Genomic DNA, 15,477 nt, shown 5'->3' with positions numbered 1-15,477 from the left:
CCGGGGCTCAGGACTTGCGGGCCAGGATGTAGTGGGCCAGGGCCTGGAGCATGGTCAGGCTCTCCCGGTCAGCCTGGGGAAAGACCCGCTCCAGGCGCTCGCAGGCCTCCCGGACCAGCTGTTCAGCGCTTTGGCGTGCCGAATTGAAGCCGTCATACCGATGGATCAGTCCCTGGAGCTGCTCGTAAGCGCTGACCTGGCTGCGGTCGCCGCTGATCAGTTCCCGGAGTACTTCCTGCTCCTCGCTGGAGGCTTGGGCCAGGGTGCGGATCAGGGGCAGGGTCACCTTGCCCTCGACAAAGTCGTTGCCTGTGGCCTTGCCGGTGGTGGCGGCATCACCGAGATAGTCCAGCAGGTCATCGATTACCTGGAAGGCGGTGCCGATCTTGTCGCCATAGCAGGCCAGGGCGGCCTGCTCTTCGCTGGTCGCGCCTGCGTAGAGCGCGCCCAGTTCACAGGTCGAGGCGATCAGGTTGCCGGTCTTGCAGCGGATCACCGCAAAGTACTCCTCTTCGCTCACCGTGGTCCGGGCAACACAGCGCAGCTGGAGAAACTCGCCGTCAACCATTCCCTCCGTGGCCCGGCAGAAGATGGTCAGGCCGGCACTGCCGCCCAGCTCGCCGATGAGGCGCATGGACCGGGAGAGCAGCCAGTCCCCGGCCAGGATTGCCGGGGCGGAACCATACCTGGCCACCAGCGAGGCCCGGCCCCGCCGCTGGCCGGCGTGATCGATCAGGTCATCGTGGACCAGGCTGGCCACATGGAGGTACTCAAAGGCCGCTCCCAACCGGTAGAGGTCCGGATCATCACGGCCGCAGAGCCGGGCAGAGAGGATGGTCAGCAGGGGGCGAATCCGTTTGCCGCCGCCAAAGATCGCGTAGCGGATGATCTCCTGGAGCAGGGGATCGCATTGGCTGAGCACCCCTGAGAGGTCGGCCTCCATGACCGCCTCCACCTTGGAGTTCACCTTTGCTGCGTAGTCGCGGAGGAGTCGGCTGGGATCGATTTCAGTGGTTTCCATGGGTATCGGTAAAGAAATGGGCCACCTGTTGTGGGTCTCTGGTCAGAGGGCTTGGTGGCAGGCTTTTAAGAAAGCGACGTCCATACCCTTTGGTAAAGAGTCGGATGTCGAGGATGGCCATGACCCCCCGATCGGTGGAGGAGCGCATCAACCGTCCCACTCCCTGGCGCAGGCTGATGATGGCCCTGGGCACCTGAAAGGAGAAGAAGGGGTTGCCGCCCCTGGCCTTGATCTGGTTTATCCGGGCCATGAGAACAGGGTCACTGGGGACTTCAAACGGTAACTTGTCGATGATCAGCAGGCTCAGGGATTCACCCGGGATATCCACCCCCTCCCAGAAGCTGGAGACCGCAAACAGGATCGAGTCGGTCTCCCGGCTGAACTGCGACAACAGGGTATGGCGCGGGGCCTGACCCTGGATCAGGACCGGGTAGTCCAGGCGATCCTTGAGGGTGGCATAGGCGGTCTCCATGGCCTTGAACGAGGTGAACAGGACCAGGGCCCTGCCCCGGGCGTGGCTGATCAGGGTTTCGATCTGGCCGTGGGCTGCCTGGGGATAGAGCGGCGAGGCCGGCTCTGGAAAATTTTGGCCAGGCACGTAGAGCAGGGTCTGGTTGCGGTAGTCAAAGGGCGAGGCAAAGGAGAGGGTGATGGTCTCTTCGGGCAGGCCCAACCGCTTGGCAAAGTAGTCGAAACTGCCGCCGGTGGTCAGGGTGGCCGAGGTGAAGACGCAGGCTGCCACCGAGGCGTAGAGGGTGGTCTGGAGTTCCTGGGAGACATCCACCGGGGTGGCAAAGAGGGAGAGGTTGCGGTCGCTGCGTTCCCACCAGTAGGTATAGTGGGGATCTTCGGCTGCCTCTGCACTCTCCAGCTCTGCGCAGATCAGCTTGAGCCGCTCGGCCAGGTCACGGCAACGGTTGGCGTACTGTTCCCAGGGCTCACTGCTGTCCCCCAGGTCTGAGAGGCGCTCTTCCAGGTTCTCCAGAGTATGGAGCACGCTGTCGGCAGCGGTGCGGATTGCAGGATGGAGCGAGGCGAGCTGCTGGAGAGGGAAGCGTCCCCGCTCCTGGGGAAAGAGGCTGGCCAGGGCCTCGGTGGAGGCGGCCAGGGAGCTTGTCCGGGCCATGAGCTGTTTTTTGGGGCCAGGGGAGAGGCTGGCAGTGCTACGTTCGATGTCGCCGAGCAGATCGTTGATCTGCAACCTGGAGAAGGAGTGGCCGAAAAAGGTGGTGGCGACATTTTCCAGGTGATGGGCCTCGTCAAAGATCACCGCCTCATAGCGGGGCAGGACCTCGCCGTAGCCGGTCTTGCGTACGGCCAGGTCGGAAAAGAGCAGGTGGTGATTGACGATCAACAACTGGCTGGCGGCTGCATCCCGGCGCAGCCGGTTGAGGAAACAGCGACTGTTTTCCGGGCAGTCATTGCCCAGGCAGAAGTGGGAGAGGCAGCAGATCTTCTGCCACAGGGACGAGCCGCTGGAGAGCCAGGAGAGTTCGGCCCGGTCGCCGTAGGTTGTCTCTTCGAGCCACTGGCTGATGGAGGCGGAACGCTCATCGGGCAGCAGGCTGGTCTGCTGTTCACTGTGGAGCTGCTGCCAGCGGTAGCGGCAGAGGTAGTTTTGCCGTCCCTTGACGCAGATGGCCTCCAGCTTGGGGGCGAGGTGTTGGCGGATAAAGGGGATCTCCCGCTGGAGGATCTGATCCTGGAGGTTGCGGGTATTGGTGGAGATGACGACCTTGCGGCCGCTGAGCACTGCCGGTATCAGGTAGGCCAGGGTCTTGCCCAGGCCGGTCTCTGCCTCCACCACCAGGCAATCGGCCTGGTCGTGCTCACCCAGCGGCGATTCCATGGCCGTGGCCAAGAGCTCCTGAACCGCGCTGGCCATCTCCTCCTGGCCCGAGCGCGGTTCAAAGTTCCCCAGGTGTTGGGCCAGCAGGCCCCCACGGCCAAAATAGTTACGCATCTTCACCACATTCCAGGATGTCGGCGGCTACCTCGACCACCTGGGGAGAGGGGTCCTGGGTCATGGTGGCCACCAGCTCCAGGGCCTCTCGAGTGCCGATGATCCCCAGGAGGTTGACGGCCTCTCCCCGGAGCAGGGCCTGGTCGCTCTTCAACTGGAGGGCCAGGGAGGGGATGGCGCGGTGGAGCTCTTCGGGCCGTTCCTCCAGCAGGTACTCATAGAGGACTGCCAGGCCGAGGCGGACCGAGAGCCGCTCATCCTCAAGCAGCAGGCCGGTCCAGCTGTGGTAGCGGGGCTCCTGTTTGAACATGGCCCTGACGTTGTCGACATGGCCCATGGCCAGAAAGTCGGCGATCACCCTGCGCAGTTCGGAGGCGTCGGGAACCGGGGGGCTGGGTGTGGCTATGGCTGAGGCTGTAGGCTTGGCTGTGTCGGTCATTGGCTCATCTGTTGGAAGGAGAACTGTCCCTGCATACCATGGCGGCCGGCTCCCGGCAACCGTGAATCCACTTTCCACGCTTGACACACCAAAATTTCATGAGTACAAACAAAGCTATCGGATTTTCTTTGGAAACTCTTTTTCGTGGCCCCGCTCTATGGATATCTCCCCGCACGAACTGACCGCACCTGACCTGCAAAACGACCAACTCCTCGACCCGGGAGAGGTCATCCTTGTTGTTGATGACTTTATCGATATTGTTCAGCTGCTCCAGGAGTTCCTTAGCAAGGAACAGTTTCCCACCATCACCGCCCACTCGGCCCAGGGACTGCGCCAGGCCCTGGGGGACAACAATGTGGCCCTGGTCCTCTTAGATATCGGTCTGCCCGACGCCGACGGCATGGAGCTCCTCCCGGAGCTCACCGCCCACGACCAGGACCTCTCGGTCATCATGTTGACGGCCGTCAATGACCTGCAGACCGCCCTCTCCTGTATCCGGCACGGTGCCGACGACTATCTGACCAAGCCGGTCCACTTCATGGATCTGCTGGCCACCCTGCGTAAGGTCCTGGAGAAGCGGCGCCTGAAGATCAATAATCGTCGCTACCAGCGGCAACTGGAGCAGGCCCGGTTTCGTATCCAGCTGGCCCATGAACTCTCCATCAAGATGAACACCGCCTTCCTGAGCCTGGTGGATCTGGATGAGATCCTCAAGGCCATCCTGGTGGGGATCACCGCCGACGAGGGGCTCCAGTTTAACCGGGCCTTCTTGGCCCTGTTTGACAGCAGCGGTCAGGTGCTGGAGGGACGGATGGCCATCGGGCCGGGGAGCCGGGAGGATGGCGGCAGGATCTGGAGGCAGATCCAGGAGGTCGAGCTGGACTTTCAGGATCTGCTCTCCTCCCCGGATATGCTCGATCGTGACCAGGTGGTGAACCGTATTGTCAAGGCCCTGCGGGTGGATGCCGGCGATGAGGAGCATATCCTTATCCGGGCGGTGCAGAGTCAACGTTCCATCCTGGTAGACCATGGCGAATGTGAGTTTCCGGTGCCGGTGGAACTGCTCGGCCTGCTCCAGGAAGAGTCCTTTGTGGTGGTCCCCCTGTTCTCCTCCAACCGTCCCCTGGGGGTGATCATTGCCGATCATTTCATTACCGGCAAACCCATCAGCGCTGAGCGTATCCAGGCCCTGGAGAGCTTTGCCTCCCAGGCAAGCCTGGCCATAGAACACTGTCGCCTCTATCTGGAACAGCGGAGCAAGGTGGCGGAACTGGAGGCCATGACCCGGGAGTTGGAGAAGAACAAGGACCTGCTGGTGGAGGCAGAGCGTTATTCGGTGGTCGGTCATATGGCTGCCCAGCTGGCCCATAATATCCGTAACCCCATTACCTCCATCGGCGGGACGGCCCGGCTGCTTTCACGGAAGACCAAGGATCCGGAGTGGCTTCAGTTCCTGAACATGATGACCACAGAGGCGGAAAAAATCGAGGGCATCCTGGAGGATCTCTTCAGCTTTGTCGAGAAGGTGAAGCCGGCCCTGCAGCTGGTGCCCATGGCTTCCCTGGTGAAGAAGGCCCTGCTGCTCCACTATACCGCCTTCAAGGATAAGGAGATTGCCTATCAACTGCTCTTACCGGATGAGGATCCGGAGCTCTGGATTGATCCCCAGCTGATCCAGAAGGTGATGGTGCATCTGATCCGCAACAGCATCGAGGCCATGCCCGCCGGCGGAGAGCTGATCGTTGAGGTCTGTCCCAAAGAGCAGGAGCTGGAGGTCATCTTTGCTGATAACGGCGTGGGGATCAGTCAGAATCACCTGGAGCAGGTTGCTGAGCCGTTTTTTACCACCAAGTCCATCGGTACCGGCATAGGGCTCACCCTGGTCAAGCGGGTGGTGGAGGATCATCATGGCAGCCTGGAGGTTGCTGCCGGTCCGGAAGGCGGCACCAGAGCAGTGATCAGGTTACCGTTGCTGCAGAGTGAGGAGGGAGGAGAGGAAGAGGGCTGACTTCTTCTTTCTTGAATGGTTCTCGGTTTCCCCCTTGGGGGAGGACGGCCGGAAGAGGACTGAGTCCTTTAGCGTTAGGTAAGTCCTTGTCTCCTTGCCCAGCTGTGACAGGATAAAAAAAACGGGCTCTTTTTCAAGAGCCCGTTTTTTTATGCGCCGTGTCTAGCCTATGCGTGGATCACGCTTAGAACTTGACGTCAAACTTGGCATAGGTACCGAAGGCACCGTCATCTTCCACGCCAACGGCGTCAAGACGACCGTCGAAGTCAGGAGTCAGGTAACCGGCGTACCAGGAGAAGGTGCAGCCCTGGGATACGGCATACTTCAGGACACCGGAGAGCTCGTACATGTTGGCCAGACGGGGATCGGTAATACCCAGGTCGTCGTTGCCGTCGATGTCGGCATATACCAGGTTACCGGTCAGGCTGAGTGCCTCGGTAACGGCGTAGCTGGCACGCAGGCCGGCCCACATCCAGTCACTGTTTTCGCCGATAGCCTGGGCACCGATGGGCTCCTCGCCACCGATCATGACAAAACCGTAGAAGGGGTCAGGCTTGTAGCCGTCCTTGGTGAAACCAAGATCCAGAGCCAGGCTCAGGGCATCCATGGTCCAGCTGCCGCGGAGGTAACCACCGTAACCGTCATCAACGCCGGTGAAATCGGTGATGCCTTCTTCGGCGTAGGCGAATTCACCCTCTACGCCAAAGGCGCCCATGGTGCCCTTGACAAAGACAGAACCGAAGAAACCGTCGTTCTCGCCGTTGCCGGTTGCAACCACGGCACCTGAATCGTCGATGTAGCTCTCAACACGGTCATCGGTCTGGTAGGCAGCCAGAATACCACCGGTCCAGGCGTCCATGGTACCCTGAACAGCGGCACCAAAGCGGACAGAGTCGTTGTCCTCTTCTACGTCTTTGGCGATATCGGAAACCTGTCCCTCGGACTCTACCTCGAAGAAGGGAACCACCAGGATCTGCTCGTTCTGGTAGATACCACGCACACCGGCCAGGCCGATATCGTCGTACATGAAGCCGTTACCATAGGTTACCCGGTACTTACCAGCTTCCAGGGTGAACTCATCGGTGAAGGGAACGCCGATGTAGGCCTTGTCAGCGTAGATGTTGTTGTTCTCGGAGATGTCGGCTTCGCCGTTGAACTTCTGCTCGATCAAGCGGATACGGCCCTTGATGTAGGCGCCGCCGGCAGCGGTACCGGTGACGTCGAAACGTACACGGGAATCCATGGTCCAGTTGGCATCGTTATCAGAGTTGCCGAAGTCATACTTGTCTTTATAGATAACACGGGCACGGGCGTTACCCTTGATGGATACGCCGGACTTGTCTTCCATCTCGGCGGCGGTGGCAATGCTTCCGGCCATCAGCAGGGCTACACCTGTGGCAAGTACCTTTTTCATTGTTCTCTCCTTATTAGAGGTGTTTTTAAACGGCTCTTAAAAAAAAAGCGGTTGTTACTTTCGAGTACAACTCTAGACTATATCGCTCCCGGGTCACCGTCAAGTTTTTTTTACCCAAAGTTTAATTTTTTTAACTTTTTTGTTTTTGCTGCGCTTTCATGCCGCTCCAGGGCCTGGATCCGCTTTTCGGTACGCCCGTAGGGGCACGATTCCGGTTGTGAGACCTTGTGGCGACCAAAAAGTTGAACCTTCATGGCGCAGGGGCCTCGGCCGTACGCCGGAGCAGGTAGCGGTTGATGGTGGCTGCGTCGGTCTGCCAGAAGGCAAAGGGGTAGCTGGAATCGGCTGCACAGAAGAGCAGCTCAAGCTCTTCCCCCTCGGGACTGCCCTTCCAGGGGCTGAGCTGGTAGTTGACGGTATAGGCGGGGATCTTTTTGGTCTCCCAGAGAGGGGTCAGGCCCTTGCCCTGCCAGTGGAGGGCACTGATGCTGCTGCCGTCGAAATAGCGCAGCCTGGGCATGAAGGGCACCGTCTCCACCACGTTGTCGCCGACCACCACGTCCTTGACCCCATCCCGGTTGACATCGCTGACCACCAGTCTGGTCTTGATATAGGCCGGTACCCGGATGGCCCGTTTCTCGTTGCTGCTCAGGGTGCCGAAGAAGTTGCGGCCCGCACCATAGCTGCGGCCACTGGTCCAGAGCACCCTGTTGCTCTGGTCCCGGACCTGCAGGCGGTTGTTTGGGGTGATGAGCACGGTCTCCGGCTCGGCGTCGCCGTTGATATCGGCGATAATGAAACTATAGATCTCGGTTCCCTGGGGCAGCTCAAGCCGCCTGATCCGGCTGAAACTGCCGTCTCGGTTGGCCTCCAGCTCGTAGATCGCGCCGCCGTTGGGGGTGTCGATCTTGCCGCTTTGGCCGTAGAGCACCGGCTGCTCGCCGGCCAGGGAGACCGCCCTGAGATAGTAGGGGATGTCCTCTGTCACGAGCTGGAGGGTTCCGTCCTGCCAGCGGATAACGCTTGAGCTGGGGCGGTTGCCGTTGTTGCCGCTGAGATAGATTTCCTGGAGGCCGTCTGCGTTCAGGTCGGCAAAGGTAACGCTATGGCGGCGGAGGTGCCTGCTCAGTTCAAGGGAGCTGATCTGTTGAAACCGCTCCTGTTGGTAGCGGTAGATACGCAGTTGATCGTTACTGAGCAGGGCAATTTCCAGGGAACCGTCACCATCCAGGTCGGTACTGTTCATGTCCTGGATTCCGGCGTAGATCGGTTTACTGCGCCGACTGTTCACCAGTTGGAACTGATCGCCCATCCCAAGTTCGAGTTCCCCGCTGGTGAAGAGGCCCTGGCGGTAGGAGCGATCAGGATGGGCGGTGTGAAAGGCAGCTACACCGTCGCCGGCCTCGGCAGGGTTGCCGGCCTTGACGGGTTTGGACCGGCCAAAGACCTGGGCGCTGATCTTCCAGGAGAGGTTGTCCATGGCTGCCATGGCCTCATCGATGGAAGGGAGGGGCTCCTCCAGCTTGAGCGGCCGTGTTCCCGGGACGCTGGTAAAGACAAAACAACTGAGATTGTAGGCGCTGCCCTCTCGGTCCAGGGAACCCAATACCAGATAATCTGCCCTGGCCTTGGTCAGGGCCTGCCTAAAGGCATTGACCTTGCCCTGGCGCAGCATGGTGGTCAACCTGCTGCCGAGCTGGTTGTCGGCCACGGCCTGGATGTTCGCCCTGCCGGCCAGGCGGCTTGAGAGGACGGAGGTTAAACCGTTTTCCAGGTAGGTGTAGGAGCCCTCAAGGTTAATGGTAAAGGGCAAAAACAGCACCCGTGGTCTTTTTTCCAGGCCGGACTCAGCCCAGGCCTGGTTCACCATCAGCAGGATGACCAGGAGGAGCAGGGGGAGCAGTCGGCTCAGTCTGACCAGGGGCTGTGCCCGGTGCCGGCTGAGCCTACGAGAAGGTGATGCTGTGGGAGTTGTTGGGTTCACGGTGACAACCTCTCTGGTGTATGTCCTGGGGGCGGTCCCTAAGGGAACACCCTGTTGCAGGATCAAGGGATGAAAAATCAAGTAAAAAAATTTGTCTGAACTCAGGGTATCTTGAAAAAAGAGATTTTTCGATCAAGGTGCAAGCCGCGCGATACATATTTACCGCAGCCCGCAGCCAGGTGATTGATATGTTTGATATCTAGAGGATACAATTTTGACGGCAAGGCCCGGATCGGAAGAAAAATCAACTGTACAAGGCACCATACGGTCTTTTTTCCCTCTGTCGGCCGTTGCAGGATGACCCGGCCTGTGCAGGACCTGGAGGATGAGGCGCCATGGCCACTGCCGAGACCCATCTTCCAGCTTAAAGCCGTGCCAGGGGTCAACCACCAGACCAGAGCAGACCAGAGGGGGGCAAGACTGAGCAGACTCTACACAAAATGATGGACCCAGTATAGTATATTTTTAAGTCTATTCTCATTGGGGTGGCATTCGCCAGGTCTGCAGACGGGGGCGGCCCCATGGTGGGGGCAAAAGTTTTCTTTGTCCTCTCTTCTTTGGGGAAGATCCGCTGGGACGGGATGGGGATGAACTGAGCCTGGCTGCGCTCATTGACAGCGGTGACCGGCAGCTGGAAGCGCTCGCCCGACGCTATCCCGGGTCGCTTTTGCCCCTGGCTGGGGAGAGGGGTGGTTCAGTAGGAGAAGGAGATGGAGACGCCTCCGTAAAAACGATCCTGAGCTCGCTCTGTATCCTGGAGGTCGCCGGATAAGGAGGAGAGGTCCGAGGAGAGGGGGCGTGACCACTGCAGTTCAGGGGTAATGGTGATGTAGTTCTTGTAGGAGATGGGCATGTTGAACAGCATGGAAAAGGTCTTTCCCTCTTCGGTGTCAAAGGGATTCCGGGTGAGCAGGGTGGTGGTGCCCAGGCTGAAGCTGAGGTTACGGTCCACGGCATAGGCGTGGGAAAGACCAAAGGCCAGGTACCAGGAGTTGGTAGGATTAAAGCTCTCGCTGCGGATAGGGTCTATCCCGAGAAAGACGGCACCCACCTCATCTGCGGCCGGTTGACTGGTGTAGATATAGCCGGCTGAGAAACCAAGCAGGCCTGAGGATCCTTCGTAGGAAAAGGTGATGGCCTGGCTGTTGACCGCGATCTTGTCCGCCGCCATTCCTTGATAGAGATTTTGGGAGTGCTGGAGCTGAACGGCAAGACCTCGCCCTTCCAGGTTGTCGATACCATACATCCCGGCAGCCAAGAGGCTGTTGACGGCGTTGTCCCAGCCTCCGCCCATGGCGCTCCTGTTGCCGCCGGCCCAGGAGGCTGGGGTCGTGCTGAGCAGGAGCAGCAGAGTCGCGCCTGCCAGGATGGAGCGTGTTTTCAGGGAAAGATTCAGCATAAGCCCAGGTTGCGATAGATGGTATTCTTAATAGTCAGTATACCTCGTTGCCCCGGGCAAGGCAATCCAAAAAATTGTACTTTTACTGGGGGGCGGTTTAATAAATTGTATCTCGTCGCTGCCTGCAGGGGCCTGAGCCTAGAAGTCTTGCCGCAGCTTTTCCCGTTCGCAGATGGAGCCTGGGGGTGAGTAGGGCAGATAGATGGTAATCAATCCGGCTGCCGGAACTCGAATGGTGTTCGCCAGATCCCTGGAGTACCAGATACCGGCGACCTGCTGATCCGGGGTGAGGATAGTGCCGCCTCGGTAGGGGCAATGGATGCTGTGGTCCATGCGGTAGCGTTGCATCCAGCCGGCGAGCACCTGCCGGTCGACCTCGCGCCTGGTCCACAGGCGGCTCTTTAGGGTAAAGCGGTTGTCCAGGGCAATCACGGCCGTGGGTTCCACTCGAGAGCCGGTGTAGTAGTAGCTGTGATTCTCAAGCAGGGTCACCGAGGTAAAGATCTGCTCAGCTCGGGAGTCGAGTTGCCAGCGGCCTCCCTGGCCGCTGGGCGCACAGCCGAGGAGGAAGAAGAGCAGGAGGAGGGGAGAGAGGAAGCTTGGAGGGTGAAGGTACATGGGATCAATCCTCGGGTACGGGGGAAGGCGACTCCGGCTACAGCCGGCCGGAGCAGAGTCCCGGAGAGCACGGTTTAACATCCTTGGTTATACCTTAGTCATCATGGGCTCGTTTTTCATCGGAGAGGCCTGAGGGGCGGGAGTTTGTCCAGGCCATGGCCGGGAAGATGTTTCCGGCCTGCGAATTTTGCTTGCCCGAACCCCGGCTACACGTTAGGCTGAAAGATTTAGGTAAGGTTCCTCTAGGGATAGGGGAAGGCCGGATCAGGAATATTGGCTGGATAACAGAGAACCAACGAATAGATGACCGATGACCATGAGCGGACACTATAACATACTCATCTATTCCCATGATACCTATGGCCTTGGCCACATTCGCCGCACCATGGCCATAGCCGCTCACCTCCGCGCACCCAACGTCAATGTGCTGATCCTCACCGGCTCTCCCCTAGCCGGCCGTTTTTCCTTTCCCGAGAATGTCGATTTCGTCCGGATCCCAGGGATGATCAAGAAGACCAACGACGAGTATCACTCCCTCTCCATCCGGATCGATCCGGAACATGCCCTCAACATCCGTCAATCCATCATTCTCTCCACAGCCAAGACCTTTCGCCCCAATCTCTTTCTGGTGGACAAGGAACCCCTTGGATTGAAAAAGGAGGTGCTGCCCACCCTGGAGTGGCTGCACCACTACAGCCCTGAGACCAAGACCGTGCTCGGCCTGCGTGACATCATGGATGACCGTGAGACCGTGCGTGGTGATTGGGAGAACAAGGGGGTATATCGGCTCTTGGATGAACTTTACTCCGAGATCTGGATCTATGGGCGGAAAAATATCTACGATGCGGTGGAGGAGTATGCCATTCCCGCTTCGGTGGAGGGCAAGATCCATTTTACCGGTTATCTGCCCCGGCGGGTCTCTTCGCCCAAGGTGAAGGTGAAAACCAGGAAAAAATTTTGTGTCGGTGCGGATGAACAGATGATCGTGGTGACCACCGGCGGAGGTGGCGACGGTTATCAGGTCATGGACTGCTTCCTGGCCATGCAGGAATCCGGGGCCTTCAGGGGCGGGAAAAGCCTGTTGGTCACCGGTCCCTTCATGCCGCTGGATAAGCGGCGTAAGCTGGCCAAGCGGGGGCGTAAGCTGCAGATCAAGGTGGTGCCCTTCTATCCCAGGATGGAGGAGTTGATCGGGGCCGCCGACCTGGTGGTTTCCATGGGCGGCTATAACACCATGTGTGAGATACTCAGTCAGAAGACCCCCTCCCTGATTATTCCCAGGGATACCCCTCGTAAGGAACAGTTTCTCCGGGCCCGGGCCTTCCAGAAAAAGGGGCTGATCGACTACCTGGCCTGGAGTGAGTTGGGGCCGGAAAAGATGGGGGCCAAGGTGACGGCCATGCTGGCGGACCTGCAGCCCTATCAGCAGGCCATGGATCGGTTTGAGCTCAAGGGGATAGACTATATCAAGGGGCGACTGGCCGAGTTCCGGGCAACAGGTTGAGACGCGCGGCCTAAGGCGCAGTGCCGAAGAGCAGCCTGTTGGTGATCAGGGCAAAGAAGGTCGGCTGGGGGCCGCTGAAGCGCCAGCCAAGATGGCGCCTGCAGTTGCCGCAGAGGGACGCCTGCCAGCCATAGCCGGAGAACCAGCTGAAATCGGTTGACGGTTTTCCCGAGTTCACCATCCCCGGCGCCTGCCAGAAGCAGCAGAGCTCAAAGAGCAGGCCGGCCGGGTTGAACATGGTGTGCTGGTGCTGGCCATTGATCACCGCCTTGAACTCCAAGGAGGTGATCAGGTGGAGGCAGCTGTTGCAGTAGACCCCTTCCCTGGTCCTGACCGCCTGAGGGCGGTGCGTACCTGGGGCACTGTTGCTGCCTCGGCTCGGCAGGGCGATGCGACAGTAGAGGGGCCGCCTCTGCACGGCAAGCAGCCCCGAGCGCCTGGCCCATGGAAAGGCTGGCGCGATCCGGCCGCGACGATCAGGCCTCCTCGGGCTCCGCTTGCCGGTAATGGTGGACAATGGCCTCTACCATGTCTGCTATGGTATAGCTCTCGGGCTGGATATCCACCCCTAAGCCTCGCTCGGTGATGGTCTCAGCCGTTACCGGACCGATGGCCGCGATGGTGACGCCGTCGAGCAGTTGCTGCAGCTCCGCATCGTCTGCCGGATCCAGCATGGTCAGGAAGTTGGTGACCGTGGACGAACTGGTAAAGGTCAACAGATCGATGTTGCCCTGTTCCAGCTCTTCCCGCAGTTCCTCTTTGCGGCCCTGGGGCGGTACGTTCTGATAGACCGGGACCACCTCTACCCTGGCTCCGGCGTCCCCAAGGGTCTCGGGCAGGATCTCGCTGGCCTTGAGCGCCCGGGGCAAGAGGACCTTGGAGCCGGCTCCGACCTGCTTGTTGAGCAGGGCCTCGGCCAGACCTGTACCGGTGAACTTCTGGGGAATCAGATCGGCCCGCAGGCCGTACTTCAACAGTTCTTCAGCCGTGGCCCGGCCCACCACCGCGATCTTGGGTCCGGCCAGATTGCGGCTGTCCCGGCCCGAGGCATAGAGCTGCTTGAAGAAGTAGGTCACCGCATTGAGGCTGGTGAACAGGATCCAGTCATACTCTGCAATCCGGGCAAAGGCCTGGTCCAGCAGGCTGTAATCCTCCACCGGTTCAATGTGGATGGTGGAGTATTCCAAACACTCGGCCCCGCGTTCTTCCAACTGCGACACCAGCTCACTGGCCTGTTCCCGGGTCCTGGTCACCACCATCCGTCGGTTGAACAGGGGGCGCTTCTCGTACCAGTCAATGGTGGAACGCAGCTTGACCACGTCACCGATGATCACCAGGGCCGGTGGCTTGATGTCCGCCTCCTGGACCACCTCGGTGATGGTCCCCAGGGTGCCCTCAACCGAGCGCTGCTGCGGGGTGGAGGCCCAGCGGACCACGGCCACCGGTGTGTCCGGTGAGCGCCCGTAGCCGATGAGTTTCTTGGTGATCAGGGGCAGGGTCTTGATCCCCATATAGATGACGATGGTGCCTGCGCCGGTGGCCAGCTGATCCCAGCGGATATTGGAGTACTTCTTGGTGGGATCTTCATGACCGGTGACAAAGGCCACCGAGGCCGTATAATCCCGGTGGGTGATGGGGATACCTGCGTAGGTGGCTGCCGCTGTTGCCGAGGTCACCCCGGGCACGACTTCAAAATCTATCCCCTCGGCAACGATATCTTCGATCTCCTCTCCACCGCGGCCAAAGATAAAGGGGTCTCCTCCCTTGAGGCGGACCACCGTCTTTCCCTCTTTGGCATGATCAACCAGCAGGCGGTTGATCCCCTCCTGGGTATAGGCGTGGAGCCCTCCTCCCTTCTTGCCGGCATAGATGAATTTTGCGGTCTTGGGGACATAGTTGAGCAGCTTTTTATTGGCAAGATAGTCGTAGACCACCACCTCGGCGCGCTCCAGAAGGTACTTGCCGCGCATGGTGATCAGGCCGGGGTCACCGGGGCCTGCGCCAACAAGGTAAACTTTGCCAACAGTGTTCTTTTTCATGGTTTTTAGGTCGCTCACTGGGATTTTGCCTGGGGAAAGAGTCTTGGAAGGTTGCGGTATATGGTCAGCGTTGCCTGGTTCGTTGGTGTCTCTAAATGGTTGTTCCACTCCGTGTCGGCTCCATGTTCAGGAAGCTATCCTCGACATCTCAGGGTCATGATGCCTGGTAGACCTCATCCAAAATCGCCTTTCCGCCGCGATTGAGCAGGGTCTCCGCCAGCCTGGTGCCAAGTGCGGCAGCCTCCTGGGGGCTGCCCTGGATGGTGTCTTTCAGGATGGTGGTGCCGTCCACGCTGGCGATCAGGCCGGTGAGGCGAACGGTCTCCTCCTCCAGGGTGGCATGGGCTCCGATGGGTACCTGACAGCCCCCCTCCAGTCGAAGGAGAAAGGCCCGCTCGGCGGCCACGGTGGTGGCGGTGTGTGGATCGTGGAGGACCTGCAGGCCTTCAAGGAGTTCATGGTCATCCATGCGCAGCTCCAGGCCAAGGGAGCCCTGGCCGATGGCCGGCAGCATCTGCTCCGGGGTGAACAGGGAGGCGATGCGATCCTGCATGCCCAGCCGGTTCAGACCGGCACCGGCCAGGATGATGGCATCGTAGAGCCCCTGTTCCAATTTTTCCAGGCGGGTGTTGAGGTTGCCGCGCAGGTCGATGATCTTGAGATCCGGACGGAGGGCGGCCAACTGGGCCTTGCGTCGCAGGCTGGAGGTGCCGACCGTGGCGTTTTTGGGGAGATCATCCAGGCCGGCATAGCGGACCGAGACAAAGGCATCTTCCGGGGTCTCCCGCACCGGAACGATGGCCACGTGGAGGCCGGGTGGCAACTCCGTGGGCACGTCTTTCATGGAGTGGACCGCCAGGTCGACCCGACCGTCCAGGAGCGCATCCTCGATCTCCTTGACAAAGAGTCCCTTGCCGCCGACCTTGGCCAGGGGAACATCAAGAATCTTGTCTCCCTTGGTGGTGATCTTGACCAACTCTACCCGGGTGCCCGGGTGGGCCTGTTCAATCTGCTCTTTTACCCAGTTCGCCTGGGTAACTGCCAGCTGGCTGGCACGGGTGCCGATACGTATCAGGGGTCTCATGGGG

The 15,477-nt window shown here is 59.8% G+C and carries 12 protein-coding genes; 2 read left to right on the top strand and 10 right to left on the bottom strand.

Features of this window, described 5'->3' with window-relative positions; genetic code table 11:
• Window positions 1-7 precede the first annotated feature (7 nt).
• The 3 genes from G494_RS24055 to G494_RS0116445 are packed head-to-tail and all read right to left on the bottom strand — an operon-like array spanning window position 8 to window position 3,423.
• Complete coding sequence (locus tag G494_RS24055) at window positions 8-1,021, bottom strand: polyprenyl synthetase family protein (RefSeq protein WP_051305785.1); 1,014 nt, start codon at window positions 1,019-1,021, stop codon at window positions 8-10.
• A complete protein-coding gene (locus tag G494_RS24050) occupies window positions 1,008-2,984 on the bottom strand; it encodes an ATP-dependent DNA helicase (protein WP_035247026.1) in 1,977 nt (658 codons plus the stop codon). Before G494_RS24050 ends, G494_RS24055 begins: the two co-directional genes overlap by 14 nt.
• Window positions 2,977-3,423, bottom strand: a complete 447-nt coding sequence (locus tag G494_RS0116445) for a hypothetical protein (RefSeq protein WP_051305784.1) — start codon at window positions 3,421-3,423, stop codon at window positions 2,977-2,979. Before G494_RS0116445 ends, G494_RS24050 begins: the two co-directional genes overlap by 8 nt.
• Window positions 3,424-3,580: 157 nt before the next feature.
• On the opposite strand from G494_RS0116445, the gene G494_RS0116440 reads away from it, so the two are divergent.
• Window positions 3,581-5,431 (top strand): response regulator, encoded by a 1,851-nt coding sequence (locus G494_RS0116440; protein WP_051305783.1) that lies wholly within the window; start codon window positions 3,581-3,583, stop codon window positions 5,429-5,431.
• A gap of 184 nt (window positions 5,432-5,615) precedes the next feature.
• Here the strand turns inward: G494_RS0116440 and G494_RS0116435 are convergent, their stop codons facing one another.
• From G494_RS0116435 to G494_RS0116420, 4 genes are all read right to left on the bottom strand, one after another.
• Complete coding sequence (locus G494_RS0116435) at window positions 5,616-6,845, bottom strand: hypothetical protein (RefSeq protein ID WP_028585387.1); 1,230 nt, start codon at window positions 6,843-6,845, stop codon at window positions 5,616-5,618.
• Window positions 6,846-7,095: 250 nt separating this feature from the next.
• Complete coding sequence (locus tag G494_RS0116430) at window positions 7,096-8,829, bottom strand: FG-GAP repeat domain-containing protein (RefSeq protein WP_153305920.1); 1,734 nt, start codon at window positions 8,827-8,829, stop codon at window positions 7,096-7,098.
• A gap of 694 nt (window positions 8,830-9,523) precedes the next feature.
• Complete coding sequence (locus tag G494_RS0116425) at window positions 9,524-10,228, bottom strand: hypothetical protein (protein ID WP_028585385.1); 705 nt, start codon at window positions 10,226-10,228, stop codon at window positions 9,524-9,526.
• Window positions 10,229-10,366: 138 nt separating this feature from the next.
• Complete coding sequence (locus tag G494_RS0116420) at window positions 10,367-10,846, bottom strand: hypothetical protein (protein ID WP_028585384.1); 480 nt, start codon at window positions 10,844-10,846, stop codon at window positions 10,367-10,369.
• A gap of 316 nt (window positions 10,847-11,162) precedes the next feature.
• Between G494_RS0116420 and G494_RS0116410 the strand changes: the two genes are divergently transcribed.
• Complete coding sequence (locus G494_RS0116410) at window positions 11,163-12,350, top strand: glycosyltransferase family protein (protein WP_232362584.1); 1,188 nt, start codon at window positions 11,163-11,165, stop codon at window positions 12,348-12,350.
• A gap of 10 nt (window positions 12,351-12,360) precedes the next feature.
• Here G494_RS0116410 and G494_RS24045 read toward each other — a convergent pair whose 3' ends face one another.
• The 3 genes from G494_RS24045 to hemC all read right to left on the bottom strand — a co-directional run bounded on the left by G494_RS24045 (window position 12,361) and on the right by hemC (window position 15,473).
• On the bottom strand, window positions 12,361-12,768 hold the full coding sequence (locus G494_RS24045; RefSeq protein ID WP_051305782.1) for a cereblon family protein: 408 nt from the start codon (window positions 12,766-12,768) through the stop codon (window positions 12,361-12,363).
• Window positions 12,769-12,826: 58 nt separating this feature from the next.
• Window positions 12,827-14,389 (bottom strand): uroporphyrinogen-III C-methyltransferase, encoded by a 1,563-nt coding sequence (gene cobA / locus G494_RS24040; RefSeq protein WP_035247021.1) that lies wholly within the window; start codon window positions 14,387-14,389, stop codon window positions 12,827-12,829.
• Between the two features lie 154 nt (window positions 14,390-14,543).
• The gene (hemC, locus tag G494_RS0116395) at window positions 14,544-15,473 is read right to left on the bottom strand and encodes a hydroxymethylbilane synthase (RefSeq protein WP_028585382.1); all 930 of its coding nucleotides are present in this window, start codon (window positions 15,471-15,473) and stop codon (window positions 14,544-14,546) included.
• Window positions 15,474-15,477 lie beyond the last annotated feature (4 nt).

It is taken from the genome of Desulfogranum mediterraneum DSM 13871 (assembly GCF_000429965.1).
GTDB lineage: Bacteria > Desulfobacterota > Desulfobulbia > Desulfobulbales > Desulfobulbaceae > Desulfogranum > Desulfogranum mediterraneum.
The sequence above is the reverse complement of the archived record's forward strand: the minus strand, read 5'-3'. Positions and strand labels throughout refer to the sequence as shown.

Excerpts from the sequence above, each read along its gene's own strand:
- G494_RS0116425 (WP_028585385.1), bottom strand. The coding sequence starts at position 10,228 with ATGCTGAATCTTTCCCTGAAAACACGCTCCATCCTGGCAGGCGCGACT.
- G494_RS0116440 (WP_051305783.1), top strand. The coding sequence starts at position 3,581 with ATGGATATCTCCCCGCACGAACTGACCGCACCTGACCTGCAAAACGAC.
- cobA (WP_035247021.1), bottom strand. The coding sequence starts at position 14,389 with ATGAAAAAGAACACTGTTGGCAAAGTTTACCTTGTTGGCGCAGGCCCC.
- G494_RS0116445 (WP_051305784.1), bottom strand. The coding sequence starts at position 3,423 with ATGACCGACACAGCCAAGCCTACAGCCTCAGCCATAGCCACACCCAGC.
- G494_RS24055 (WP_051305785.1), bottom strand. The coding sequence starts at position 1,021 with ATGGAAACCACTGAAATCGATCCCAGCCGACTCCTCCGCGACTACGCA.
- G494_RS0116435 (WP_028585387.1), bottom strand. The coding sequence starts at position 6,845 with ATGAAAAAGGTACTTGCCACAGGTGTAGCCCTGCTGATGGCCGGAAGC.
- hemC (WP_028585382.1), bottom strand. The coding sequence starts at position 15,473 with ATGAGACCCCTGATACGTATCGGCACCCGTGCCAGCCAGCTGGCAGTT.
- G494_RS0116410 (WP_232362584.1), top strand. The coding sequence starts at position 11,163 with ATGAGCGGACACTATAACATACTCATCTATTCCCATGATACCTATGGC.
- G494_RS24050 (WP_035247026.1), bottom strand. The coding sequence starts at position 2,984 with ATGCGTAACTATTTTGGCCGTGGGGGCCTGCTGGCCCAACACCTGGGG.
- G494_RS0116420 (WP_028585384.1), bottom strand. The coding sequence starts at position 10,846 with ATGTACCTTCACCCTCCAAGCTTCCTCTCTCCCCTCCTCCTGCTCTTC.